This is a genomic window from Ferrovibrio sp. (genome assembly GCF_046297595.1).
GTDB lineage: Bacteria > Pseudomonadota > Alphaproteobacteria > Ferrovibrionales > Ferrovibrionaceae > Ferrovibrio.
Genome location: NZ_JBKBHT010000004.1, coordinates 75,957 through 100,489 on the forward strand (window position 1 = coordinate 75,957; position 24,533 = coordinate 100,489).

Sequence of the window (24,533 nt, forward strand, 5' to 3'; positions counted from 1 at the left end):
AACAGAAAATCCGGAGGCGAGGAAATGGACCTGAATTTCACAGCCGAGGAACTGGCTTTCCGCGATGAGGTCCGCCGGTTCATCGAACAGAATTTCGACAGCGAGATGCGCGCGGCCATGGCCCGCACCCGCACCGGCTATATCGCCAAGCACCTGCATATCCGCTGGCAGAAGGCGCTGAACGAAAAGGGCTGGCTGGCGCCGAACTGGCCGGTCGAATATGGCGGTCCGGGTTGGACGCCGACTCAGCGCTATATCTACGAGCAGGAGATGAGTTCGGCCGGCGCACCCATCGTCGTGCCCTTCGGGCCGCGCATGCTGGCGCCGGTGATCATGAAATTCGGCACCGAGGCGCAGAAGAAGAAATACCTGCCTGACATCCTGGCGAGCAACACCTGGTGGTGCCAGGGCTATTCCGAGCCGGGTGCCGGTTCCGACCTGGCCAGCCTGCAGATGAAGGCCGAGGACAAGGGCGACCATTTCCTCTGCAACGGCAGCAAGATCTGGACCTCCGAGGCCCAGCATGCCGACATGATCTTCTGCCTGGTGCGCACAGCCCAAACCAAGAAACCGCAGGAGGGCATTTCCTTCCTTCTGATCGACATGAAGTCGCCCGGCGTGACCGTTTCGCCCATCGTCACCATCGACGAAGCCAGCGAGGGCATGCAGGAGGTCAACCAGGTCTTCTTCGACGACGTGAAGGTTCCCAAAGAGAACCTGGTCGGCGAACTGAACCAGGGCTGGACCTGCGCCAAATACCTGCTCGAATTCGAGCGTGGCAATGCCTATTCCGGTCATCTCAAGCGGCATCTGGGACATCTGCGCAAGATTGCCAGGGCCGAACAGGCTCATGGCGCGCCGCTGGCGCAGGACCCGGATTTCGCCGCCAAGCTGGCCCAGGCCGAAATGGACATCATGGCCATGGAGATGCTGGAGCTGCGCGTGCTGGGCGGCACCAAAAGCGGCCAGAATCTGGGCGCGGCATCGTCGATGCTCAAAACCCGCGGCACCGAGCTGCAGCAGCTGGTGACCGAGCTGTCGGCCGAAGCGGTGGGTTATTACGCCTCGCCCTTCACGCCGCTGATCGAGGGCTCGAACGAGCCGACCATCGGCCCGGATTATGCCGACGGCGCCGCCCCGCGTTATCTGAACATGCGTAAGGTGACGATCTACGCCGGCTCGAACGAGATCCAGCGCAACATCATGTCGAAGCTGATCCTCGGCCTCTGACCTGTCCTGTCGGCCGGCTCCCTGCCGGCCGGCCTTGGCGTGATCTGGCTCCACCCTAGATTCTGCCCTACACTCGGCCCGTATGACGGTCGGGGGCAGGGTGGAGCAGACCATGATTCGCATCCGTGTATTTCTGACCGTTCTGGCGGTGGTTGCCGGCGTGGCTTTGGCGCCGCGCAATGGCCCCGCTGCCGATCTGCCGTTGATCGATGCCCATGTGCATTACAGCCACGATGCCTGGCAGATGGTGCCCACGGCCGATGCCATTGCCATCCTGCGCCGCGCCGGCCTGCGCAAGGTGCTGGTGCCCAGTTCAAGCGACGACGGCACCCAGAAGCTCTATGAGGCCGCCCCCGACCTGATCGTGCCGGAATTGCGCCCCTATCGCAGCCGCGGCGAGATCGGCAGCTGGATGCGCGACGAGACGGTGCTGCAGCATATCGAGGCGCGGCTGGCGAAATACAGGTATGTCGGGATCGGCGAATTCCATGTCTATGGCGCGGATGCCGACCTGCCGGTGCTGAAACGCGTGGTGGCCCTGGCGCGGCAGCACAAGCTGTTCCTGCATGCCCATAGCGACGCCGATGCGGTGGAACGGCTGTTCCGGCACGATCCCCAGGCCCTGATCCTGTGGGCGCATTCCGGTTTCGACCGGCCCGATGCGGTGCGGGCGATGCTGAGGCGTTATCCCACGCTCTGGGCCGACCTGGCCTTCCGCAACGACCATGCCGCCCAGGGCAAGGTCGATCCGGCCTGGCGGGCCCTGTTCGAGGAATTCCCGGACCGTTTCATGGTCGGCACCGACACCTTCACGCCGGAGCGCTGGTTCTATATCGAGGAACACGCGAAATGGTCGCGCGGCTGGCTGGCCGACCTGCCCACGCCGCTGGCCGAGAAGATCGCCTGGCGCAATGCCGAGGCGCTGTTCGCCCGCACCGGCTTCAAACCTGCCGATTGATCCGGCCGATGCTGCGTTTGCTTCTATTCGCTGGATTGCTGGTATCTGCGTCGCTGCCCGTCTGGGCCTGCGAGCCGGTTCCGGCTGCGGCGCGGGTGGTCGAAGGGCCACGCTTCAAGCTGGTGGTGCTGTCCGAGCCGATGCCGATCCCGCTCAATGCGCCCTTCGCCCTTGATGTCTGGCTTTGTGATGCCCGCATGGCCGAGTTGCCGCCGCTGGTACGGGTCGATGCATGGATGCCGGCCCATCGCCACGGCATGAACTATGCCCCCACCATCGCCAAGCTGGACTGGGGGCATTACCGTGCCGACGGTTTTCTGCTGCATATGCCTGGCGAATGGGAATTCATCTTCGACTTCGCCGGCCTGGAGCAGAACGAAAGGCTCAGTTTCCGCTTCGACGCGGAATGACCATGCTGCGCGTCTGCCTCGGCCTGCTGTTGGTTCTGTTTGTGCTGCCTGCCGCAGCCGATGAAACGCCGGCTTTCGATGCGGCGCAGCTTCGGCTGATCCGCAGCTTCGGTCCATGGCCGCCGGCTTTCCGTCCCGATACCGGCAACCCTCTGTCTGGCCAGCACGAGGCGATGCGCCTGGGCGCCGTGCTTTTCGCCGAACCGCGCCTGTCGAAAGACGGCGCGCTGGCCTGCCAGACCTGCCATCAGCCGCAGCATGGATGGGCCGAACCGGCTGCGCGCAGCCATGGCCTGGAATTGCTAGCGCGCAACGCCCCCGGCCTACTCGACAGCCGGCTGCAGCGCTGGTTCGGCTGGGACGGTGCCAGCGACAGCCTGTGGGCCGCCGCGATCCGCCCGATCCTCGATCCGCGTGAAATGGGCGGCAGTCCGGCCGCAACAGCCGCCCTGCTGCGGCGCGATCCGACGCTGGCCTGTCTGGCCCGGCAGGCCGACGGCGAAGCGGCGGCATCGCCAGATGACGAGGCCCTGCTGGTGCTGGCGGCCCGCGCCCTGGCGGCATTCCAGGAAACGCTGACCAGTCCGCGCACCCCATTCGATGATTTCCGCGATGCCCTGCTGGCCAAGGATCATGCCGGCATGGCGCGGTATCCGGTGGCTGCTCAGCGCGGACTTGCGATCTTCACCGGGCGCGGGCAATGCGCCACCTGCCACAGCGGTCCGGGCTTCAGCAACGGCGAGTTCCATGACACCGGACTGCCATTCTTCGTTGCCGCGACCGACGGAAGCCGTCGCGTCGATCCCGGCCGCCATGGCGGCATCGCGCGCCTGAAGGAGAATCCCTACAACAGGCTCGGACCCTACAATGCCGATCCGTTATCGCCGGCAGTGATCCCGGTGCGGCACGTGGCGCAGCAGCATCGCAACTGGGGCGAATTCAAGGTGCCCAGCCTGCGCAGCCTGCTGTTCACCGCGCCCTATATGCACGATGGCAGCAAACCCGATCTTGCCTCCGTTGTGCGGCATTATTCCGAACTGGATGAGGATCGGCTGCACAGCGACGGCGAGGCGATCCTCAGGCCCCTGCGGCTCAGCCGCGAGGAAAGCGACGACCTGATCGCATTCCTGCAAAGCCTCAGTGCACCGTCCGACGAGGCGACAGCAGGATATGAGTCGCTTCAGATGGAAGCGCGCCGGTCATGTCCCTGAAGGGATCCGACGCAGCGGCAACGTGATGGTCGCGACCGTGCCGCGGCCGGGTTCGGACGCCAGATCGAACTGACCGCCGAGCAGCTCGGCCAGCGATTTGACCAGCGGCAGGCCAAGGCCGGTGCCCTGATGCTCCCGGGTCAAAACGCCGCGCACCTGTTCGAACGGTGCCAGTGCCTTGGGGATGTCCTGCGGTGCCATGCCGACGCCGCTGTCATGCACGCTGATGCGCAGCGTCTGGTTGTCCAGCCCGGCGGTGACCCAGGCCCGGCCGCCGCGCGGCGTGAATTTCACGGCATTGCTTAAAAGGTTCAGCAGGATCTGCCGCAACATGCGCTCGTCGGCCGGCACCAGCGGCAGATCTGACGGCATTTCCACTGTCAGGGCGACACCGGCCTGCTCGGCCTGACCGCGCATCATCTCCAGGCTGTCGTCGATGGTCAGCCACGGGTCGACCATCTCGATATGCGGCTCCATCCGGCCGGCCTCCACCTTGGCCAGATCGAGGACGTCGTTGATGAGCTGCAGCAGGTGGATGCCGGATTTGTGGATGTCGTTGACGTATTCCGTCTGCTTTTCCGACAGGGCGCCGAAATAGCCGCCGAGCAGGGATTCCGAAAAGCCGATGATGGCGTTCAGCGGCGTGCGGAATTCATGGCTCATATTGGCCAGGAAGGCGCTTTTCGAACGGTTGGCGACTTCCGCCATTTCCTTGGCGCGCAGCAGTTCGCGTTCGGTGCCTTCGCGTTCGGCGATGTATCGCGTCAGCGCCTCGGTGCGTTCTTCGATGCGGGCTTCCAGCGTATCGGCCAGTTCGCGCAACTGGTCCTGCGCCCGACGCAGGTCGGTGATGTCGGAATAGGAGGTCACGAAACCGACGCCGGGGATCGGCGTGCCGATCACCTCGATGGTGCGTCCGTTCGGCCGCTGGCGCTGGATGCGATGGGGCGTCATCGCGCGTGCCAGGTCGATACGCTCGCGGATCATCGCCTCCACATCGCCGGGGCCATATTCGCCATGCTCGGCATTCCAGCGCAGGAAGGTTTCGAAATGCGTGCCGGGCCGGGCAAGCTCGGCGGGGTAGCCCAGCAGGTCGATGAAACGCTGATTGCAGATCAGCAGTCTGAGCTCGGTGTCGAACAGGGTGATGCCGTGGCTGATATTGTCGACCACCACATCCAGCAGGCGTTTCTTGTCCTGCAGTTCGGCGGTGCGCATTTGCACCTTGCGCTCGAGCTCTTGATGCGCCTGCCGCAGGGCCTGTTCGTTGCGGCGCGCGGCGGTGATGTCGCTGTAGATCGTGACCCAGCCGCCATCGGGCAGCGGCGTGCCGCGGATATCCAGCAGCGTGCCGTTGGGCCGCAGGCGCTCCAGGTGATGGGGCAGGAACTGCCGGGCCAGTTCGATGCGCTCGCGCACCAGCACCTCGACATCGCCAGGCCCGTATTCGCCGCGTTGGGCGTTCAGGCGGAAGAAGCTTTCGGCGGGCGTTCCCGGTGCGGCCAGTTCGGCGGGGAAGTCCAGCAGGTCGAGATAGCGGCGGTTGCAGGCAACCAGCTTCAGGTCCCGGTCAAAGATGCTGATGCCCTGATCGAGATGATCGAGGCCCTGCAGGAGCAGCACATTCTGGTGCAAGCCGCCGAGCTCCATGGTTGTTCGTGGTCAGTCTAGAATAATCCCGGCCGGTCCGGGATGGCCAAAGGCCATGAAAAAAGCCGCCCGAGGGCGGCTTCATTCCTGTTGCGTCGATAGGACGAGACCTTACATCGAACCTTCGCGCTGGGCGCGCTTGCGGGCCAGCTTGCGGGCGCGACGGATCGCCTCGGCCTTCTCGCGGGCCCGGCGCTCGGACGGCTTCTCGTAATGACCGCGCAGCTTCATCTCGCGGAAAATGCCCTCACGCTGCATCTTCTTCTTCAGCGCCTTCAGGGCCTGATCGACATTGTTGTCGCGAACCAGGACTTGCACGTGGGTCCCATCCTTTCGGGTTGGCAATAAGAATCCGGTTGCGGGGCGCCAGCCCCGGCAAGTCGCGCCTTCTAGCATGCCCCCCCGGCTTTGTGAAGCGGCTTTGTGGCCCGCGGGGCGGTAATATTGGAACCGGAAAAGGCCTATTACGGCAATTATTTGCGGATTCCGGGCTGCCTCTTGGCCGGCTGGGGGGCCTGGCTTAGGTTTAGGCCCATGGCCATTCTGAAAATCGCCCGTATGGGCCACCCGGTGCTGGCCCGGCCGGCCGACTCGGTCCCGGATCCCACCGCCCCGGAAATCCGGCAACTGATCGCCGACATGGTCGATACCATGGTCGACGCCCCCGGCCAGGGACTGGCGGCGCCACAGGTGCATGTGCCGCTGCGGGTGGTGGTGTTTCTGACCCCGGACGAGGGCGATGGCCAGCGGGAGCTGGTCACTCTGGTCAATCCAAGCTGGCGGCCGCTGGGCGAGGAGCAGGATCTGGCCTGGGAGGGCTGCCTGTCGGTGCCTGGCCTGCGTGGCTTGGTGCCACGTTATACCCGCATCGCCTATGAAGGCGATCTGCCGGATGGCCGACGGCTGCAGCGCGAGGTGCAGGGCTGGCACGCCCGCGTGGCGCAGCATGAACTGGACCATCTGGACGGCATCCTGTATCCGCAGCGCATGACCGATCTGAAGGACCTGGTATTCGAGAGCGAATTGCGGCATCGCGCCAGCCTGCAGCCGCAGGAGCAGGAAGACTGATGGAGGCCGTGATGAAGGACGAGCATCTGCTGACCGAAAAACGGGCCCTGCTGGACGCCTTGCTGACCCATGTGCCTTTCGATGGCTGGACCACGAAGGCGATGACCCAGGCCGCGAAGGATTGCGGCTATGACACCGGCCTGCTGACGCGGGCATTTCCCAACGGCCCGGCCGAGGCGCTGGATTTCTGGGTCGCGGAAACCGACCGCGCGATGCTGCGCATTCTGGACGGCCGCGACCTAGCCGCGATGAAAACCGGCCAGCGGGTGAAAACCGCGGTGCTGGTGCGCCTTGAGCTTGTGGCGCCCCATCGCGAGGCCGTACGCCGTGCCCTGAGCCTGGAGGCTCTGCCGCAGCATGCGCCGAAGGCGTTGCAGCAGTTGTATCGTACGGTGGATGCGATCTGGTACGCGGCCGGCGACACCGCAACGGATTTCAATTTCTACACCAAGCGCATGCTGCTGGCGGGCGTTTATGCCGCCACGCTGCTGCACTGGCTGGACGACAAATCGGAAGGTTTTGCCTCGACGGCGGCTTTCCTGGATCGGCGGCTGGCCGATGTGATGCGGATTCAGCAGGCCAAGGGACGGTTGGGCAAGCTGTTCGACCGCCTGCCCAATCCCCTGGGCCGCACGCGCCGCGTTTGAATATGAGGATCAGGCCGAGAGGCTGATCAGACGGCCCGACTGGTTCGGGTTCTGCTGCGTATTCGGCGTGCCGCTGGCGCTGTAGTTGATCGTTGAATTGCGCGAGGTCGGCGGTTCGGCATCGGCCTGCGGCTGTTGCTGCTGCAACTGCTGGGTCAGGTCGTTGATGATGGAACCGCCATCATTGGTGCCACCCGGCTGCGCGGTTTCGCTGCGCTGGCCAGCATTGGATTGCGGCACGGCATTGGTGGTCTGGGTCTGCGTGGGGGCAGCCGTGTTCACCTGGAAGCGGTTGTCTTGCTGATTGTTCTGCAGGGAATCGCGCACGGCATTGTTATCGGTTCCGCTGGCCGGATTGCTCGGCTGCTGACGGACCGGAAACTGCGGCGCAATGTTGCCGGACGAGATGCTGTCGATGGCCATGCCATTCACTCCACCCGGAGCCCGCGCAGTTCTGGCGCTCAATCCGGCACCGGCCGCCGTTCTCGGCAGCCTGGAGATAATCTGTGGATAATATAGGCCACCTCGTCCCGCCCGCCAAGAGAAAGACGATAATATCGCTGTGACTTAAGGTTGTGGCGCCTTGCCGGTCGGGTAGAGCCGGGTGACATGACCCATCTTACGGCCGGGCCGGGCCTCGGCCTTGCCGTAGAGATGCAGCTTGGCGTTGGGTTCGGCCAGCAGGGCCGGCCAGACCTCGATCTCGTCGCCGATCAGGTTTTCCATCACGGCATCGCACAGGCGCTCGGGCGAGCCCAGCGGCAGGCCGCAGATGGCGCGGATATGCTGCTCGAACTGCGAGGTGATCGCGGCATCGAGTGTCCAGTGGCCGGAATTGTGCACGCGCGGCGCCAGTTCGTTGACCAGGATGCGGTCACCGCAGTCGAACAGCTCGACCGCCAGCACACCGACATAATCAAGGCCCTGGACCAGGCTGGTGGCGAGTTGCTCCACCTGTGCCGCCAGGTCGGGCGCGATCATGGCCGGGGCATGGGTGCGCCACAGGATATGGTTGCGATGGATATTCTCGACCGGGCCCCAGGAGGCGATGCTGCCATCCAGCCCGCGCGCCAGCACCACCGACAATTCGCGACGGAAGCTGATAAAGCCCTCGGCGATCAGCGCATCGGATTTCAGCGCGGCGAAGGCGGGCGCGGTATCATCCGTGCTGGCCACCTTGTACTGGCCTTTGCCGTCGTAACCCATGCGGCGCGTCTTCAGCACCAGAGGCAGGCCCAGCGCCGTGGCGGCGGCGCGCAAATCATCTGTATTGGCAACGGCGCGATAGGGCGCGGTATGGATGCCGCGGCCGGTGCAGAAATCCTTCTCGAACAAACGGTCCTGCGTGATGCGCAGGGCTTCGGTGCCCGGCCGCACCGGCACCAGGGCGGCGATCGCCTGCACTGGCTCGAAGGGAATGTTCTCGAATTCGTAGGTCACCACCGCGCAGCTTCTGGCGAAGGCGGCCATGGCAGCAGCATCGGTGTAGTCGGCGCGGGTGTGTTTCGCGGCGACTTCCGCCGCCGGCGGATCGGCTTCCGGGCAGAAGATGTGGCAGTGATAGCCCAGCCGCGCGGCGGCAATGGCGAGCATGCGGCCAAGCTGGCCGCCGCCGAGAATGCCGATCATGCTGCCGGGGGGAAGCGCGCTCATCTCAGGCGGTCGGCTTCAGCTTGATGGCCTTGGTCTGCTTCGCGCGCCAGGCCTGCAGGCGTTTGGACAGGGCCGGGTCGTTCAGCGCCAGGATGGCGGCAGCCAGCAGGCCGGCATTGATGGCGCCGGCCTTGCCGATGGCCAGCGCGCCGACCGGGATGCCGCCGGGCATTTGCTGGATCGAGAGCAGGGAATCGAGGCCCTTGAGCGCCTTGCTTTCCACCGGCACGCCCAGCACCGGCAGATGCGTCATGGCGGCAGCCATGCCGGGCAGATGCGCGGCGCCGCCGGCGCCGGCGATGATCACCTGGATGCCGCGGCTGGCCGCACCATGCGCGTAATCATAAAGCCGCTGCGGGGTGCGATGGGCCGAGACGATGCGATGTTCGGCCGGCACCTTCAGGGCCTTCAGCACATCGGCGGCATGTTCCATGGTCGCCCAGTCGGACTGGCTGCCCATGATGATGCCGACCAAAGGCTTCTGACCGGACGAACCTTTACGCGCCGCCATCGTTTGCTCCTGTCGCGGAAAGCGGCGGATTATAGGGGGCGGGGTCGGCCTGTAAAGCATGCCCGCCGCCCCGATAACCCGGGATGCCACATGGCCGGCCAAGGTGGCCAGCCTGGCCGATCCATGCTTTGTTAACGACTGCCAAGGCAAGACTAAGGCGGAATACCGTCCAACCAGGCGGAGCATGGCAAAGATCGAGGATCGTCGACCGGTGGGGCTGGGGCCCGGCACCGCGCCCATCGGGGCGTCGGCCGGCGGCGCGCGTCCGGTTGCCGTGACGGCGAACCAGCAGGTTGCGACGCCGGCGCAGGCCACGACCCAGCCGGCGGCCACCGCCACGGTGATGGGCATCCCGGAACCCGAACTCACGCCGCGCGTGCGCGATGCCATCATGCGGCTGATGGGTGAGGTGGACCAGCTGCGCAACGAGCTGAACCGCACGCGTCACCGCCTGGCCGAACTGGAGCGCCTGGCGGATCGCGACACGCTGACACCCCTGTATAACCGCCGCGCCTTCGTGCGCGAGCTGTCGCGCGCCATGGCCCATGTGGAGCGCTACAACCGGCCGTCCTGCCTGATCTACTTCGACCTCAATGGCCTGAAGGAAATCAACGACAAATACGGCCATGCCGCCGGCGATGCCGCCCTGATCCAGGTGGGCCAGATCCTGCTCGACAACACCCGCGAGGTGGATGTGATCGCCCGTCTCGGCGGCGACGAATACGGCGTGATACTGAGCGAGACCGATGCCCAGCAAGGCCGCGAGAAGGCGGACCATCTGGCCGAGGCGATCCGCCGCCGGCCGCTGCACTGGGAAGGCAAAAGCCTGCCGCTGGATGCCGCCTATGGTGTCTATCCGCTCAAACCCGGCGAGGATCCGGGTTCCGCCTTGGCCGCCGCCGACCAGATGATGTACAGCCACAAACTGGCCCGCCGCGCCGCCAGGGCGTGATCAAGGGGCCTGCCCCGGGCTGATACGGGGTGAAATTGGCGAAAATCGGGATTTCCTCTTATCCATTCCGGCCAGTCACGGGCCTGAAGCCGCGCCAAAACCGGCCAATGATCGACAATGATCGCCAATGATTGCCAATTGTCGCCAATCATCGCCAATTGTCGTCAACAGCGGCGGAGTGCAGCGGCCCCGGCACAGGCTTGGCGAATACCCCGGTATGCGAAAGAGCTGGTTTTTTACGATGGCCAACAGCGGAAAAGATGATTAGAACATATAAGGAACAATATTGCGGAGACAAGAGGCCATGCCTGCGGACGATTTCACCGCCTATGTGATGGACTGCCTGAATGCCGCCCGGGTCGGGCCGGTGACGCGCGAGCGGCTGTTCAGCGGCAGCGGGCTGCGCATCGATGGGGAACTGTTCGGCGTGATCCTGCGTGGCACGCTGTTCTTTGTGGTCGACGACCAGACCCGGCCGCGCTTCATCGATGCCGGGATGGGACCGTTCCGCTACAGCCGCAAGGATGTGCAGCGATCGATCGAGCGCTGGTACGAACTGCCCGAGGATGTGCTGCTCGATGCGGCCGACCTGCGCGAGTGGGTGCACGATGCGCTGGCGGCATCGCGCCGCACGGCGAAGCCGGAAAAGCCGAAGCAGGCACGGGTGAAAAAGCCTGCCGCGAAAGAATCGGCCGTGAAGAAGGCTGTGAAGAAACCGGCTGTGAAAAAGCCCGTGGCGAAACGGCGTTCCCGGTCGACGTGATCAGGTTTCCTGCCGGCGCGCGTCGCGCATGGCCTGGAGCAGCGGCAGGGCGCTGAACAGGGCGGCAAGGCCGGCGGCTGCGGTCCAGTCCAGTGCGCCCCAGCTGACCAGTCCGTCGGCCACGAAGAAGAACAGGATAATGGCGAGTGCGACGAAGAAGGCGGCGCCCGGGGTGTTGCGGGGGGAGGTCATGGCGGTCTCCACAAAAAGAATACGCGGAGACTAGACGCGGCAGTGCCGATGCGCCGCCGACAAGGCTGTGACCCCTGTGACCAGGCTGTGACCTGATCGAATCAGGCGCGTCGTTTATTTCCTGCCGTAGCGTTTCTCGATAGCGGCATACAACGCACGCAGGCCGGTGGCCTCGGCGCCGAGCGGGCGGCCGGGCCGGGCCTTCGGGTTCCAGGCGAACATGTCGAGATGGGCGTAGGATTTCGTTTTGGTCACGAATTCCTTCAGGAAGAGCGCCGCCGTGATCGAGCCGGCAAAAGGCGTGTCGCCCGAATTGCTGAGATCGGCCACCTTGCCTTCGATATAATCGCGATAGGGCTGGTGCAGCGGCAGGCGCCAGAGCGGATCGCCCGCGCTCAGGCCTGCATCCAGCAGGGCCTGCGCCATGGCATCGTCGGTCGAGAACAGCGCCGGCAGGTCGGGACCGACGGCGACGCGGGCGGCGCCGGTCAGCGTGGCGGCATCGATCAGCCAGTCGGGTTTTTCCGCATCGGCTTCGGCCAGCGCATCGCCCAGCACCAGGCGGCCTTCGGCATCGGTATTGCCGATTTCCACCGTCAGGCCCTTGCGGCTGTGCAGCACGTCGCCGGGGCGGAAGGCATTCCCCGAGACGCTGTTCTCCACCGCGCCGATCAGCACGCGCAGGCGTACCGGCAGCTGCATCGCCATGATCGCGGCCGCCAGGCCCAGCATCACGGCCGCGCCGCCCATGTCCTTCTTCATCAGCAGCATGCCGGCGGAAGGCTTAAGGTCGAGGCCGCCGGTATCGAAACACACACCCTTGCCGACCAGGGTGAGTTTCGGATGCTTCGGATTGCCCCAGCGCATGTCGATCAGTCGCGGCAGACGATGCGAGGCGCGGCCGACGGCGTGAATCATCGGATAATTCTGCTCCAGCAATTCCTCGCCGATGATGCAGTTGAATTCGGCACCGCCGATCAGGGCGACGGCGCGGGCCGCCTCGGCCAGTTCGGCCGGGCCCATGTCGCCGGCCGGCGTGTTGATCAGATCGCGCGCCAGCACGATGCCGTCATACAGCGCCACCACGCGCTGCTTGTTCGCCTTGGCCGGCCATATCAGGCGGGCGGATTTCTTCTCGATCTTTTTGTAGCGGTCGAAACGGTAATTCGCGAGTGCCCAGCCCAGGGCTGCGGCGTCGCCCGCCTTGCCATCGGTGAGCCGATATTCGCCGCCGGGCAGAGCGGCGGCGATGGCGGCATAGGACCACAGGTCGGGATGTTCGGGCAGGCCGGCGACCACGCGCGCGGGCCTGCCGGTTTTGCCATCGGTCAGCACCAGAACCTGGCCGGGTTTTGCCTTGAAACCCTGGGTTTCGGCGAGGCCGGTCACAGGCGCCTTCTCGCGGGCCAACCGGGCCGGCCATTGCTTGGCCGTGCAGGTCTCGACGGGGATGGCGGCGGCGGCCTTGGCGGTAAGGGTGGCGGTCACGTTAGCCTCGGAAGCGGAATGATGGACAGTATCTGGGCGAATGGGCCTGCCTCGTTTATAAGGGCTGCGCGTCCGGAACGAAATACGCGGCCATCATCAGGAGTCCCTCGTGAGCGATCTGACCCTCGTCATCGGCAACAAGAACTACTCGAGCTGGAGCCTGCGGCCCTGGCTGGCGCTGAAGGCCGCCGGCCAGGCCTTCGACGAGGTGCTGATCGTCCTGCGCCAGCCCGACAGCAAGGCAAAAATCCTGAGCCATTCCGCGGCCGGCAAGCTGCCGGTGCTGAAGCATGGCGATCTACTGATCTGGGACAGTCTGGCGATCTGCGAATACATCGCCGAGACCTGGCCCGAGGCGAAGCTGCTGCCCGAGGATCGGCGCGCCCGTGCCGTCGCGCGCAGCGTGATGAGTGAGATGCATTCGGGCTTCGTCGCCCTGCGCAACGACCTGCCAATGGATATCTGCCGCCTGGGCAAGGTGCCGGGCATTCCCTCGGATGAAGCCCGGCGCGACATCGCCCGCATCCAGCAGATCTGGCAGGATTGCCGCGGCCGCTTCGGCACCCGCGGGGAGAATGGGGGCGGCGATTTCCTGTTCGGCCGTTTCAGCCTGGCCGACTGCATGTATGCGCCGGTGGCAACGCGGCTGCGCAGCTACAACGTGCCGCTGGATGCCGTTTCGGCAGCCTATGTCGACGCGATCTACGCCCATCCTGCCATGCAGGAATGGATCGCCGCCTCGGCCAAGGAACAGCCGCTGCCCGAGGCCTGATCAGGTGATCAGCTTCATCTCGCGATAGAATCGCTCCGCGCCGCGATGCAGCGGCGTGGAAACGCCGAGCAGGGCGGTACCAAGGCGGATTCTCTGCGCCATGGCCGGGCCGGCATCGAGGATGCGGCGATTCTGCGGATGCCACAGGGCGCGCAGGATTTCGTAGGCTAGGTCGGGATCCAGGCTTTCCGGCACCACCCATTGCATGCCGATGCTGACGGTTTCGGTCTGGTCCACGTCGGCATAGGTGGAAGCCGGGATCAGGTCGCGGTTGAAAAAGTGGTGGCGGCGCAGGGCGCCTTCGATCTGCTTACCGGCCAGCGGCACCAGATCGGCGATCTTGCGGTCGGTCAGGTCGCCCACCGTGGGCGCCGGCTGGCCCGAGATCAGGAAGAAGGCATCCAGTTCGTCGCGCGCCATCAGGTCGGCGGCTTCGCCCGGGTCGACCTCCAGCACCTTCACCTGTTGCAGCCGCACGCCATAGGCGGCCAGGATGATTTCGGCATTGAAGCGCGTGCCCGAGCCGCTGCGGTCAATCGAGACGCGCTTGCCAATCAGGTCGCGGACTTCGGCGATGCCGCTGCCCCGGCGGACCACCAGATGCACCGTTTCGGGATAGAGGTTGGCCAGCACGCGCAGATTGGCCTGCTTGGAGCGGCGGAAATACAGGCCTTCGCCCTGCCAGGCACTGAAGACCAGATCGGCCTGGGCGAAACCGGATTCGATGCTTTCGTTGCCCACGGCGGCCAGGTTGGCGACCGAGCCGGCGCTGGAAAGCGCCACGGCGATCATGCCGGGCACGCCGCAGGAACCGCCTTTTTCGCAGGGCCGGCTACCCGGCGGATTGGAGATGGCCGAGGCGATGGTGACGCCGACCGGAAAGGCGGTGGTATGGGCCGAGCCGGTGAGGATGCGGAAAAATCCGCCCGTGACCGGCGCCGCGGGTGCGGGCTGGTCCTGGGCGTCGGCGCGGCCAAGGCCCAGCGCCAGGCCCGTGGCAAGAGACGTGGAAAGGAAGTCGCGGCGACGCATGAATCGTTTATACGCCCGGTGTCGGCGGCTGGCCAGCAACGCCTGCGTGACAGATCTGGCGTGACAGCACCGGCATGGTCCGCGGTGGGCGCGGGCCTATTCCCGGGGGCTGCCGGAACGGCTGAAGGGGCGGTCGAATTTCAGCTTGGCGGCCAGCACGGCTGCGGTCAGGCAGAGCGTGACCATGTTGGCGGCGATCAGGCCGGGCGAGCCGATCAGCAGGCCGTAGACCAGCCACAGCGCGATGCCGAGATTCATCAGCAGGAACATGATCAGCGAGATGTCGCGCGCGGTGCGGCTGCGCCAGACCTTCAGTACCTGGGGCACATAGGCCAGCGTGGTCAGGAAGCCGGCGACCAGCCCGGTCGATTCGACGAGTTCAGCGGACATCACCGCAGTATACGCGGTCAGACGCGGGTGATGAAGGCGTTCTGCAGCCGGGCGATGGTGCTGCGCAGGGCAGCATCCTCGTAGGGCCGGGCGGGGAGCTTGCCCCAGATCGGCCCCGGCCAGGCCGAGTCTTCGCGGAAGCGGGCGACGACGTGGACATGCAGCTGGGGCACCATGTTGCCCAGGGCGCCGACATTCAGCTTGTGCGGCTCGAAACAATGTTGCAGCACGCGCTGGGCCTGGGCGATCTCGTTGATCAGCAGCTTGCGCTGCTTTTCGTTCAGCTCGTGGATCTCGGTGATGTTTTCCACCGACGGGATCAGCACCAGCCAGGGATACTGGGCGTCGTTCATCAGCTGCACGAGGCAGAGTTTCATGCGGCAGACCGGAAGAGTATCCCGGCGCAACTGGTCATGCAGGGTGAACATCGTCTATCTTCGCTTTCTGAACGAGCGATACGCGTCGTGTATCGCGCTGATAAACCATTCACAGAGGATTTGTCCATGGCCGCGAAAACGCTGCCCGTATTGCGCGTGAAAGCGCGCGAGGAGCGCCGTGTGAAGGGTGGACATCCCTGGGTGTACTCCAACGAACTGGAACTCGACGCCACGGCGAAAGCGCTACAACCCGGTACTCTTGTGCGCCTGTTCGATGCTCATGGTGCGGGTATCGGTGTCGCGAGCTTCAATCCCCATTCGCTGATTGCCGCGCGTTTATGGTCGCGCGACACCGAAGCGCGCATAGACGCAGCTTTCTTCAGCGCCCGGCTGCAATCCGCAAAAACGCTCCGGGATCGCTGTTTCCCGTCGCCGTATTACAGACTGGTGCATGCCGAGGCCGATGGCATGCCCGGCGTGGTGATCGACCGTTACGACGATGTGTTCTGCCTGCAGGCCAACACGGCTGGCGCCGAAGCGCTGACGCCGCTCCTGATCGAAGCGCTGCAGGACCAGTTCAAGCCGCGCGCCATCGTGCTGCGTAACGACTCCGCCGTGCGCAAGCTGGAAGGCCTGGAGCAGGAGATCAGGCTGGCAGCCGGCGCGCTGGACAAGCCGGCGATGGTGGAGGAGGGCGGCGTGCGTTTCGCCCTCGACCTGCTGGAAGGGCAGAAGACCGGCTGGTATTTCGACCTGGCCGGCGCGCGCAGCATTCTGGCTTCACTTGCAAAAGGGCAGGAGATACTGGACTGCTACTGCAATTCCGGCGCCTTCGCACTGACCGCGGCAAAGGCCGGCGCAAAAAGCGTGCTGGGCATCGACCGTTCCGAACTGGCGCTGACGCAGGCGACGGATGCCGCGAAGCAGAACGGCCTGGTGAAAGCGGCGCGCTTCGAGAAGGGTGATGCCTTCGATGCGCTGGAGAAACTGAACCAGTCGAGCGCGCGTTTCGGCGTCGTCGTCACCGATCCGCCCAATTTCGTCAAAAGTCGCAAGGACCTTGGGCCGGGCAGCCGCGCCTACCGCAAGCTGGCCAAACTGGCCGCGCCGCTGGTGGCGCCGGGCGGCCTGTGGTTCGTCGCCTGCTGCGCCCATCTGCTGCCGGGCGAATTGTTCGCCAAGGAAGTGGCGATCGGCCTGAGCAATGCCGGCCGTAGCGGCCGCATTCTCTATCAGGGCGGCGCCGGGCCCGATCATCCGGTGCATCCGCACCTGCCGGAAAGCGCCTACCTGAAATGGCAGATTCTGCAGCTCGACTGAACTAGCGCCGGTTCAGGCTTCTGAACCACGGCTCCAGCCGGCGGATCGCCTCGTCGACGACGCTGGCATCCATGCAGAAGGAGAAGCGCAGGAAGCGGCGGCCGTCGGCGGTGTCGAAATCGACGCCGGGCGCCGTCACCACGCCGGTCTCTTCCAGCATGCGCTTGCAAAAGGCCACGGAATCGTCGCTGAAATCGCCGATATCGGCATAGAGGTAGAAAGCGCCATCGGGCGGCGCGAAGCGCGTGATGCCGAAGCGCGGCAGGGCGGCCAGCAGTGCATCGCGGTTGCGTTTATACGCCAGCACGCGGGCCTGCAATTCCTCGTCGGCATCGAGCGCAGCAACGCCGGCAAGCTGCGAGAGTGTGGGCGCGGAAATCTGCAGGCTGCCATGCAGCGCCTCGATGCGCGGCACCAGCCGCTCGGGCAGCACCAGCCAGCCGAGCCGCCAGCCGGTCATGCCCCAGTATTTCGAGAAACCGTTGATCACGATGGCGTCGTCGCCGGCAGACAGGATCGTGGCGGCCGGCTGGTCGTAGGCGACGCCGTGGTAGAGTTCGTCGACGATCAGCCACAGGCCGCGCGCATGGCAGGCGTCATAGATTGCGCGCAGTTCGGCCGCCGACAGCATGGTGCCGGTGGGATTGGCCGGGCTGGCCACCACGATGCCCTTCACCTGCGGCGGCAAGGCCGCGATCATCGCCGGTGTGACCTGGAAACGCGTGGTGGCATCGGTGGCAACGCGATGCGGGATCAGGTCGAGCGCCTTCAGCGTGCCGCGATAGGCGGGATAGCTGGGCTCGACCACGGCCACGGTGTCGCCCGCGGAGAAGCAGGCCAGGAAGGCCAGCATAAAGCCCGACGAGGTGCCGATAGTGACGGCCACGCGCGATGCCGGAACGGCCAGGCCATGGCGGCGGCGATACAGGTTCGCGATGCCCTCGCGCAAAGGCATGATGCCGAGCGCCTCGGTGTAGCCAAGCTGCCGTCCGCTGTTCAGCGCTTTCTGCGCGGCGGCAATGGCGGCCTGCGGCGGCGGCAGGGTCGGTTCGCCCACCAGCAGATTCACCACCGTGCCGCCGGCCTTCACCCGCGCATTCACCGCCTTGAAGATCTCCCACATCTGGTAGATATCGACATCGCTGCGGGGTGAAGCCGAGGGGGTGGAGAAAACGCGGTCGGCGCTGGCGAGCATGCTGATATCAATCCACCGAGAAGGTGACGGCTTCGATGCGATAGCCGTCGGGGTCGAAAACAAAGCCGGCATAATAGGTCGGCGTATACTGCGGGCGCAGGCCCGGCGCGCCATTGTCGCGGCCGCCCTGGGCCAGCGCAATGGCATGGAAGGCATCCACGGCGCCGCGTGTGCCGGCCTCGAAACACAGATGCAGGCCCGATTTCGGATTGTCGGGCACCGGGCTGGGGCTGGCATCGAGCCAGAATTGCGGCCGGCCGCGGCCATAGCCCAGGCCATGCGCGCCTTCATAGAGCCGCGTGTAGCCCAGCGGTTGCAGCACGGCATCGTAGAAGCGGCCCGAGGCGGCCAGGTCGCGCACCCCGATGGAGATGTGGTCGAACATATATAACCTCCTTAACGGTTAGGAGGAATGTAGCGGGAAAAGGCCCCCAGAGACAATGCTCCATTGGCCAGCGCGACGCCGAGGCTGACGGCGGCGATGCCGGCCCAGGTGACGGGACCGGGCCATTCGCCGAGCAGCGGAATGGCGAGCAGGGCGGTGAGGGCGGGCGTGAGCGCGCCGAAGGCGGAAGCGCGGGCGGCACCCAGCCGGCGCACGGCGAAGCCATAGGCCGCCATACTGAGCAGGCCGGAGGCGACCGACTGGAAAAGCTGCACGCCGATCTCGAACAGCGGCGCGGCCAGCAGCCGGCTGTCCAGCGCCAGCAGATAGACCGGCAGATAGGCCAGGAAGGAAACCACATAGACCAGGGCGGCGGCCTGCCAGACGCCCAGGCCGCTTTTCTTCATGGCGATGGTGTAGCAGGCCCACATGGCGCCGGCGGCCACGAACATCAGATCGCCGCGCCAGGTCTCGCCTGCGTCATGCAGCACCTGCCAGCCGCCGACCGCCATGGCGCCGGCCAGCATCAGGCCCATGCCGAGCCGGCGCGACGGCGTGAACCGCTCGCCCAGCAGCAAAACGGCCAGCAGGGCGGCGAAGAGCGGCATCATGCCGGGCAGCAGGGCGCCGGCATGGGCGGCCGGCGCGAAGACCATGCCGCCGCTGCTGGTCAGGATGAAGGGCAGGCCGGCGCCGCCGACCAGCACGGCCAGCAGCAGGGGGTGGCGCGGCTCTGTGGCCGAACGCGGCGGATGGCGCAACAGCACGGGCAGCAGCACCAGGGCCGGCAGCAGCAGGCGCAGGAAGATCACATCCCAGAGCGTCAGGCTGCCGGTGACACCGAAGCGGGTGGCGACCAGGCCGGCCGCCCAGAGGATGACGGTGAACAGGGCGGTCGCCGCGCCCAGCAGGCGGGCCGGCTCGACATGGCGCGGTTCCGGTTGGGCCTGTGAGCCGGAGGCAGCGAGGCTGCTATGGGTGGTCATGATGCATTTCCGTGGTTGAGGTGACGGCAGAATGGCCCGCAATGCCTGAGCATGTCCTTGCTATTCCTGCCTGTTGTGGCATGATTTGAGCAATATCCACGCAATTCAAGTTCACTTTTAGGCATATCATGCCAAACTCCTCGCTCGACGCCTTCGACCACAAGATTCTTGCCGCCCTGCAGGAAGACGGCCGGCTCAGCAATGTCGATCTGGCGGAAAAAGTCGGCCTGTCGCCGTCGCCATGCCTGCGGCGGGTGAAGCGGCTGGAACAGGACGGCTATATCCGCGGCTATCGCGCCGTGCTGGATCGCCGCAAGGTCGGGCTGGGCCTGACCATCTATGTGGACATCAAGGTCGAGAAGCATTCCACCGAGAATGCCGCCATGCACCAGCGCCTGCTGGAGGCGATTCCGGAAGTGGTGGCGGCCCATATGGTGTCGGGCGACGCGGATTTCGTGGCAGAGGTGGTGGTGCCCGACCTCGCGGCCTATGAGGAACTGCTGACCGAACGGCTCCTGAGCCTGCCGATGGTGAAGGATGTGCGTTCGAATTTCGTGATCCGGCCGGTCAAGATCGACGCGCCGCTGCCGCTTGGGCATCTGGGTCGGGACTGACCGTCGCCGGGCCGGATAAACCGCCGTCCCCTCGACTCTTTTCGGACGTCACCGTATAGTCCGGCGACCGCCGCAAAGCCGCCATATTGCCTGCCTAATCACTGCGCCGCCGGAAACGGCACGGAGCGGGGCGGGACGATACGGAGCGCTGCCGGTCGGGATCGTGGTTCGTATCTGCTGCAGGCCGTCATGCGCTATTCGGGACTTCTTGTCCTTTTCCTGGTCGCCATCCTCAATCTGGCCGGCTGGGCCTACATGAACCGTTCGATCGAGCCGCGGCCCTGGGGCGAGGTGATCAACGGCGTCGACTACTCGCCGTTCCGTGCCGACCAGGATCCGCGCAACAACCGTTTCCCCAGCGAGGCCGAGATCGACCGCGACATGCAACTGCTGTCCGGCCAGGTGAAGCAGATCCGCACCTACTCGATGCTGGACGGCCAGGGCGAGATCGCCAAGATCGCCGGCCGCTATGGTCTGGAAGTGATGCAGGGCATCTGGCTCGACGGCCGGCTGGAGCGCAACGAGCAGGAAGTCGAGGCGCTGATCGCCGCTGCTAGCAGCCACAGCAACATCCGCCGCGTGCTGGTCGGCAACGAAACACTGCTGCGCGCCGACATGCCGATCGAGGATCTGGTCGGTTATATCCGCCGCGTGCGCACCGGACTGGCCGGCAAGAATATTGAGGTTTCCACCGCCGAAACCTGGGACATCTGGCTACGCTATCCCCAGCTCGGCCGCGAGGTCGATTTCATCGCCATTCACCTGCTGCCCTACTGGGAAGGCCAGGCGCCGGACAAGGCCGTGGAATACGCACTGTCGCGTTACCAGCAGGTGAAGGATGCCTTCCCGACCAAGAAGGTGGTGATCACCGAAATCGGCTGGCCATCGGAAGGCCGCATCCGCCGCGATGCCGTGCCCAGCCCGACCAGCCAGGCCGGCTTCCTGCGCGGCTTCCTCAACATCGCCAACCAGCGCGGCCTGGACTATTTCATCCAGGAAGCCTTCGACCAGCCATGGAAGCGCAACATCGAAGGTTCGGTCGGTGCCTACTGGGGCGTCTATAACGCGGACCGCACACCGAAATTCCCCATGGTGGGGCCGGTCAGCGACCGGCCGCACTGGCCGCAACTTGCCGCCGCCTCGATCCTGCTGGCCCTGCCGCTGATGGCCTGGTTCCTGGCACGCTGGGCCGACCTGCGCTTCTCCGGCCGCTTCTTCTTCATCGCCCTGATCCAGGTCGTGACCAGTGCGCTGGTGATGGTGGTGGATTCCGGCCTAAGCAGTTACATGAGCCCCGGCATCGCGCTGATGTGGGCGATGTTGCTGCCGCTGCTGCTGCTGCTGTTCATGGTGGTGCTGGCCGAGGGTCTGGAATTGTCGGAAGTGATCTGGGCCAACCGGCGCCAGCGCCATTTCCTGCCCTTCAAGACCGATATCGAACGCAACTGGCCCAAGGTCTCGATCCATATTCCGGCCTATAACGAGCCGCCGGAGATGCTGAAAAAAACCCTCGATGCCCTGGCGCGGCTGGATTACCAGAATTTCGAAGTGCTGGTGATCGACAACAACACCAAGGACGAGAAGGTCTGGCGGCCGGTCGAGGAATATTGCCGGCAACTGGGCGAACGCTTCCGCTTCTTCCACGTCTCGCCGCTGAAGGGCTTCAAGGCAGGCGCGCTGAACTTCGCCCTGCGGCATACCGCAAAAGATGCCGAAATCGTCGGCGTGATCGACGCCGACTACCTTGTCGAACCCGACTGGCTGAAGTCCCTGGTGCCGTATTTCGACCGCGCCGATATCGGCTTCGTGCAGGCGCCGCAGGACCATTACGACTGGAAGGACGATACCTTCAAGGAGTTCATCAACTGGGAATATGCCGGTTTCTTCCAGATCGGCATGGTTCAGCGCAACGAGCGCGACGCCATCATCCAGCACGGCACCATGACCCTGGTGCGCAAGGCCGCCATCGATCATGTCGGCATCTGGGCCGAGTGGTGCATCTGCGAGGATGCCGAGATGGGCCTGCGCCTGCTGGCCGGTGGCTGGCATTCGGTCTACACCGACCGCCGCTTCGGCTACGGCCTGACCCCAGACAGTTTCGGCGGTTACAAGAGCCAGCGTTTCCGCTGGGCGTATGGCGCGGTGCAGATCATCAAGCGGCACTGGCGCGACATGCTGCCGGGCGACGAACGCAAGCTCGATCCGATGCAGCGGTATCACTTCATCACGGGCTGGATGCCGTGGTTCGCCGATGCGCTGGGTCTGGTCTTCGCCATCGCCTCACTGGTCTGGACGGTGGGCGTGCTGGTGCTGCCGAAATATTTCGAGCTGCCGCTGGCCCTGTTCCTGCTGCCGGTGGTGGCGGTGTTCGGCGCCAAGCTGGCGCAGTTCCTCTGGCTTTATAAAATCCGCGTGCCCTGCACCCTGCGCCAACGCCTGGGCGCCGGCCTTGCCGGTCTGGCGCTGACCTACACCATCGCCAAGGCGATGCTGTATGGCTTATTCACCTCCAAGCTGCCCTTCATCCGCACGCCCAAACACGAGGACCAGGCCGCTTTCGTGCAGGCGCTGATCATGGCGCAGGAAGAGGTGCTGCTGGCGGTTCTGCTGGTGCTGGCCGGCATCGGCATGTGGAATTTCCAGGGCGGCGAGGATCCCGAGGCGCGGCTCTGGGCCATCGTGATGTGGGCGCAGTCCGTGCCGTACTGGGCTTCGCTGGTTCTGGCGGGAATCAGCACCGCGCCGAAGCCCCCCAGCAAGGGGGCAACCGCACCGGTCCAGAATACGACCGCTGCCGCCACACCCGCCGAAGGCACGCCAGCCCAATGATCGGGCCATGGTTATGATCTCGGCTGTTCTCTAGCGTAACGGATCCAGACATGCATGCGCCGACACCGAAGCCGGCCACCCGCTTCCTGCTGCTGCTGTTGAGCGTCGTATTGGCGGCGGGCCTCACCATTCTGGCCTGGTGGCTGCCGAACCGGCCGGTGCAGGTGGGGCACGATCCCGCCGGACCCAAGATCGGCATGATCGAAAGCCTGTCCTTTGCGCCATTCCGGCGCGGGCAGGGGCCGCTGAATAAAGTTTATCCTTCCGCCGAACAGGTGGAAGAGGATCTGGCCAGCCTGCAGGGCATCACCCGCGGCGTGCGGACCTATACGGCACGCGAAGGGCTGGAAGTCGTACCGGCAAAGGCGGGCAAGTACGGGCTGCAGGTGATGCAGGGCATCTGGCTTGGCCGCGAAGCAGATATCAATGCGGCCGAGGTGGAGGCGGGCATCAAGCTGGCCAACCAGTATCCCGATACCATCAAGTCGGTGATCGTCGGCAACGAGGTTCTGCTGCGCAAGGACCTCACGGTCGATCAGCTGATCGCGCAGATTCGCAAGGTGAAGGCGGCCGTGAAGCAGCCCGTGACCTATGCCGATGTGTGGGAATTCTGGCTGCGCTTCCCGCAGCTGCTGGACGAGGTCGATTTCGTCACCGTGCATTTCCTGCCCTATTGGGAAGACATGCCGATCGGTGTCGCCCATTCCATGCCGCATATCATGGATGTCTATCGCACCGTGCAGGCCAGGCTGCCGGGCAAGCCGGTGGTGATCGGCGAAGTAGGCTGGCCCAGCCAGGGCCGTTCGCGCCGCGAGGCTATCCCGTCGCCCATCGAGGCCGCCGGCTTCATCACCGACTTTCTGCAATTGGCCGAACGCGAGAATCTTTCCTACAACCTGGTCGAGGCTTTCGACCAGCCATGGAAGGAACGCCTGGAGGGCACCGTCGGCGCGGCCTGGGGCGTGCTGGACGAAGTGCGGCAGCCAAAATTCGAGATCGGCGGCAAGGTATCCAACCTGCCGCAATGGCCGCTATTCGCCGGCCTGTCGCTGTTGATTGGCCTGATCCTGATGGTGGTGCGCGCGCAGCAGCTGGCGGCCCTGCCGCCGCGTGCGATGCTGACTGCCGTGCTGTTCGCGCAGGGGCTTGGCGCCCTGCTGGGCGCCGCCATCGAGCATGGCCTGGAATACAATTATTCACCGCGCCACCTGATCGAATTCGCGGTGCTGGCCGCGATGCAGGGCGTGTTCGCCGCCCTGCTGTTTGCCGAGCTGCTCGATCGTCTGGCTGGGCGCGGATCAGCGACACCTTTGCGCAGCCTGGGCCACAGCCTTGCCGAGCTGCGCCGTTTCGGGCCGCTTCAATTCGGATTCGGCCGTGCGCGGGCCGACGCCGACACGCTCGCCAGCTTCGCGGCGCTGCAGCGCGCGCGGCTGGCGGAATGGCTTTACGGCGTGCTGGCGCTCTGGGCCGTCTATCACGGCATCATGCTGGTCGTCGCCGGCCGCTACCGGGATTTTCCGATCGACTATTTCCTGCTGCCGATTGCTGGCTTTCTCATGCTGCGCCTGCTCAGTGGCGGGCGTGACGGCGGCCTGGTGAGGTTCGCCCTGGCCGCAGGCTTCGCGCGCCCTTATGCGGCATCTGACTCTGGATTGCGGATGGGCTGGGAGGCGGTGCTGGTCTTCCTGCTGCTGAGCCTGCCAGTACTGGTGCTCCTGATCGAAACGTTGCACAACCGCGAGGCAATATACTGGTGTGCCATCATGGTCCTCTACACGGTGCCGCTGCTGGGTAACCTGTTGATGGGCCGCAGCATGGCCGGAAACGCTGCCGGATCCGGGGCCGGCCCGGCGGACAAAGCAATTGCCCTATCCCCTCCCAGCCGGTAAAACCGACG

At 65.2% G+C, this 24,533-nt stretch carries 26 protein-coding genes; 13 read left to right on the forward strand and 13 right to left on the reverse strand.

Features of this window, described 5'->3' with window-relative positions; genetic code table 11:
- Positions 1-24 precede the first annotated feature (24 nt).
- From ACK4FJ_RS12305 to ACK4FJ_RS12320, 4 genes are all read left to right on the forward strand, one after another.
- The gene (locus ACK4FJ_RS12305; protein ID WP_409766874.1) at positions 25-1,230 is read left to right on the forward strand and encodes an acyl-CoA dehydrogenase family protein; all 1,206 of its coding nucleotides are present in this window, start codon (positions 25-27) and stop codon (positions 1,228-1,230) included.
- A gap of 112 nt (positions 1,231-1,342) precedes the next feature.
- A complete protein-coding gene (locus ACK4FJ_RS12310) occupies positions 1,343-2,188 on the forward strand; it encodes an amidohydrolase family protein (RefSeq protein ID WP_409766876.1) in 846 nt (281 codons plus the stop codon).
- A gap of 8 nt (positions 2,189-2,196) precedes the next feature.
- The gene (locus tag ACK4FJ_RS12315; RefSeq protein ID WP_409766878.1) at positions 2,197-2,598 is read left to right on the forward strand and encodes a hypothetical protein; all 402 of its coding nucleotides are present in this window, start codon (positions 2,197-2,199) and stop codon (positions 2,596-2,598) included.
- Entirely contained in the window at positions 2,595-3,809 is a 1,215-nt protein-coding gene (locus ACK4FJ_RS12320; RefSeq protein WP_409766881.1) for a cytochrome-c peroxidase, read from the forward strand. Before ACK4FJ_RS12315 ends, ACK4FJ_RS12320 begins: the two co-directional genes overlap by 4 nt.
- Here ACK4FJ_RS12320 and ACK4FJ_RS12325 read toward each other — a convergent pair.
- Positions 3,798-5,459, reverse strand: a complete 1,662-nt coding sequence (locus tag ACK4FJ_RS12325) for a PAS-domain containing protein (protein ID WP_409766884.1) — start codon at positions 5,457-5,459, stop codon at positions 3,798-3,800. The genes ACK4FJ_RS12320 and ACK4FJ_RS12325 overlap by 12 nt on opposite strands.
- Before the next feature lie 111 nt (positions 5,460-5,570).
- Positions 5,571-5,777, reverse strand: a complete 207-nt coding sequence (rpsU, locus tag ACK4FJ_RS12330; protein WP_144069020.1) for a 30S ribosomal protein S21 — start codon at positions 5,775-5,777, stop codon at positions 5,571-5,573.
- Positions 5,778-5,993: 216 nt separating this feature from the next.
- Between rpsU and def the strand changes: the two genes are divergently transcribed.
- On the forward strand, positions 5,994-6,527 hold the full coding sequence (gene def, locus ACK4FJ_RS12335; RefSeq protein ID WP_409766886.1) for a peptide deformylase: 534 nt from the start codon (positions 5,994-5,996) through the stop codon (positions 6,525-6,527).
- Complete coding sequence (locus tag ACK4FJ_RS12340) at positions 6,527-7,174, forward strand: COQ9 family protein (RefSeq protein ID WP_409766888.1); 648 nt, start codon at positions 6,527-6,529, stop codon at positions 7,172-7,174. The genes def and ACK4FJ_RS12340 overlap by 1 nt, the downstream gene beginning before the upstream one ends.
- A gap of 9 nt (positions 7,175-7,183) precedes the next feature.
- On the opposite strand, the gene ACK4FJ_RS12345 is transcribed toward ACK4FJ_RS12340, so the two are convergent.
- From ACK4FJ_RS12345 to purE, 3 genes are all read right to left on the reverse strand, one after another.
- Positions 7,184-7,597: a hypothetical protein gene (locus ACK4FJ_RS12345; RefSeq protein ID WP_409766890.1), complete on the reverse strand. Its 414-nt coding sequence runs from the start codon at positions 7,595-7,597 to the stop codon at positions 7,184-7,186.
- 144 nt (positions 7,598-7,741) lie between these two features.
- On the reverse strand, positions 7,742-8,827 hold the full coding sequence (locus ACK4FJ_RS12350; protein WP_409766892.1) for a 5-(carboxyamino)imidazole ribonucleotide synthase: 1,086 nt from the start codon (positions 8,825-8,827) through the stop codon (positions 7,742-7,744).
- A 1-nt stretch (position 8,828) separates the two neighbouring features.
- On the reverse strand, positions 8,829-9,338 hold the full coding sequence (gene purE / locus ACK4FJ_RS12355; RefSeq protein WP_409766894.1) for a 5-(carboxyamino)imidazole ribonucleotide mutase: 510 nt from the start codon (positions 9,336-9,338) through the stop codon (positions 8,829-8,831).
- Between the two features lie 184 nt (positions 9,339-9,522).
- On the opposite strand from purE, the gene ACK4FJ_RS12360 reads away from it, so the two are divergent.
- Both ACK4FJ_RS12360 and ACK4FJ_RS12365 read left to right on the forward strand, forming a co-directional pair.
- Positions 9,523-10,290: a GGDEF domain-containing protein gene (locus ACK4FJ_RS12360; protein WP_409766896.1), complete on the forward strand. Its 768-nt coding sequence runs from the start codon at positions 9,523-9,525 to the stop codon at positions 10,288-10,290.
- Between the two features lie 304 nt (positions 10,291-10,594).
- Complete coding sequence (locus tag ACK4FJ_RS12365) at positions 10,595-11,053, forward strand: TfoX/Sxy family protein (protein WP_409766898.1); 459 nt, start codon at positions 10,595-10,597, stop codon at positions 11,051-11,053.
- Here ACK4FJ_RS12365 and ACK4FJ_RS12370 read toward each other — a convergent pair whose 3' ends face one another.
- Both ACK4FJ_RS12370 and ACK4FJ_RS12375 read right to left on the reverse strand, forming a co-directional pair.
- The gene (locus ACK4FJ_RS12370) at positions 11,054-11,245 is read right to left on the reverse strand and encodes a hypothetical protein (RefSeq protein WP_409766900.1); all 192 of its coding nucleotides are present in this window, start codon (positions 11,243-11,245) and stop codon (positions 11,054-11,056) included. It lies immediately after the preceding gene.
- Positions 11,246-11,359: 114 nt separating this feature from the next.
- Entirely contained in the window at positions 11,360-12,733 is a 1,374-nt protein-coding gene (locus ACK4FJ_RS12375) for a leucyl aminopeptidase family protein (protein ID WP_409766902.1), read from the reverse strand.
- Between the two features lie 109 nt (positions 12,734-12,842).
- Between ACK4FJ_RS12375 and ACK4FJ_RS12380 the strand changes: the two genes are divergently transcribed.
- A complete protein-coding gene (locus tag ACK4FJ_RS12380; protein ID WP_409766904.1) occupies positions 12,843-13,505 on the forward strand; it encodes a glutathione S-transferase family protein in 663 nt (220 codons plus the stop codon).
- Here the strand turns inward: ACK4FJ_RS12380 and ACK4FJ_RS12385 are convergent, their stop codons facing one another.
- From ACK4FJ_RS12385 to ACK4FJ_RS12395, 3 genes are all read right to left on the reverse strand, one after another.
- A complete protein-coding gene (locus tag ACK4FJ_RS12385; protein WP_409766906.1) occupies positions 13,506-14,537 on the reverse strand; it encodes a TAXI family TRAP transporter solute-binding subunit in 1,032 nt (343 codons plus the stop codon). It abuts the gene before it with no gap.
- 96 nt (positions 14,538-14,633) lie between these two features.
- Positions 14,634-14,927: a SemiSWEET family sugar transporter gene (locus ACK4FJ_RS12390; protein ID WP_409766908.1), complete on the reverse strand. Its 294-nt coding sequence runs from the start codon at positions 14,925-14,927 to the stop codon at positions 14,634-14,636.
- 17 nt (positions 14,928-14,944) lie between these two features.
- Positions 14,945-15,355, reverse strand: coding sequence for an HIT family protein (locus ACK4FJ_RS12395; RefSeq protein ID WP_409766910.1), 411 nt, complete (start codon positions 15,353-15,355; stop codon positions 14,945-14,947).
- Positions 15,356-15,430: 75 nt separating this feature from the next.
- On the opposite strand from ACK4FJ_RS12395, the gene ACK4FJ_RS12400 reads away from it, so the two are divergent.
- Positions 15,431-16,624 (forward strand): class I SAM-dependent rRNA methyltransferase, encoded by a 1,194-nt coding sequence (locus tag ACK4FJ_RS12400; protein WP_409766912.1) that lies wholly within the window; start codon positions 15,431-15,433, stop codon positions 16,622-16,624.
- Position 16,625: 1 nt separating this feature from the next.
- Here ACK4FJ_RS12400 and ACK4FJ_RS12405 read toward each other — a convergent pair whose 3' ends face one another.
- The 3 genes from ACK4FJ_RS12405 to ACK4FJ_RS12415 are packed head-to-tail and all read right to left on the reverse strand — an operon-like array spanning position 16,626 to position 19,190.
- The gene (locus tag ACK4FJ_RS12405) at positions 16,626-17,819 is read right to left on the reverse strand and encodes a pyridoxal phosphate-dependent aminotransferase (RefSeq protein ID WP_409766914.1); all 1,194 of its coding nucleotides are present in this window, start codon (positions 17,817-17,819) and stop codon (positions 16,626-16,628) included.
- A gap of 7 nt (positions 17,820-17,826) precedes the next feature.
- Positions 17,827-18,204 carry a VOC family protein gene (locus tag ACK4FJ_RS12410; RefSeq protein WP_409766916.1) on the reverse strand — a complete coding sequence of 126 codons (378 nt, stop codon included), beginning with the start codon at positions 18,202-18,204 and terminating at the stop codon, positions 17,827-17,829.
- A gap of 11 nt (positions 18,205-18,215) precedes the next feature.
- Entirely contained in the window at positions 18,216-19,190 is a 975-nt protein-coding gene (locus tag ACK4FJ_RS12415; RefSeq protein ID WP_409766918.1) for a DMT family transporter, read from the reverse strand.
- 128 nt (positions 19,191-19,318) lie between these two features.
- Between ACK4FJ_RS12415 and ACK4FJ_RS12420 the strand changes: the two genes are divergently transcribed.
- From ACK4FJ_RS12420 to ACK4FJ_RS12430, 3 genes are all read left to right on the forward strand, one after another.
- Positions 19,319-19,804 carry an Lrp/AsnC family transcriptional regulator gene (locus tag ACK4FJ_RS12420; protein WP_409766920.1) on the forward strand — a complete coding sequence of 162 codons (486 nt, stop codon included), beginning with the start codon at positions 19,319-19,321 and terminating at the stop codon, positions 19,802-19,804.
- A 189-nt stretch (positions 19,805-19,993) separates the two neighbouring features.
- Positions 19,994-22,633, forward strand: coding sequence for a glycosyltransferase (locus ACK4FJ_RS12425; RefSeq protein ID WP_409766922.1), 2,640 nt, complete (start codon positions 19,994-19,996; stop codon positions 22,631-22,633).
- A 50-nt stretch (positions 22,634-22,683) separates the two neighbouring features.
- Positions 22,684-24,525: a glycoside hydrolase gene (locus tag ACK4FJ_RS12430; RefSeq protein ID WP_409766924.1), complete on the forward strand. Its 1,842-nt coding sequence runs from the start codon at positions 22,684-22,686 to the stop codon at positions 24,523-24,525.
- Positions 24,526-24,533: the final 8 nt, after the last annotated feature.